At 61.7% G+C, this 298-nt stretch carries 1 protein-coding gene; it reads left to right on the forward strand.

Going from position 1 to position 298, the window contains the following annotated elements; genetic code table 11:
• The coding region (locus V5F61_RS21220) for a DUF7146 domain-containing protein (protein WP_445329459.1) at window positions 1–298 on the forward strand (298 nt) is incomplete at both ends.

The raw sequence follows: 298 nt of genomic DNA on the forward strand, positions 1-298 counted from the left end.
GCAGTTGAACATAAGACCGATGCGGCGACGGGAGAACACGGCGATCTCCTCGACGTCATCCGGGAAAGCCGAGGTCTGCCCAACTTCAGCGACGTGGTGGCCGAGGCTCAAGCCTTTCTGCACATGCCCCGATCCTGGCAGGTCGCGGAAGCTCCCGTGTTCAGGACGAACAGCCCTTCACGTGACCCTGTCACCTCGGCATGTCGTCTCTTTGCGGCCGCAAAGCCGATTCCGGGCACAATCGTGGAGACGTATCTGCGGAAGCGCGGCATCACGGCTCTGCACGAAACCGGAAGCA

Source organism: Xanthobacter sediminis, from assembly GCF_043195015.1.
Taxonomy (GTDB): domain Bacteria; phylum Pseudomonadota; class Alphaproteobacteria; order Rhizobiales; family Xanthobacteraceae; genus Xanthobacter.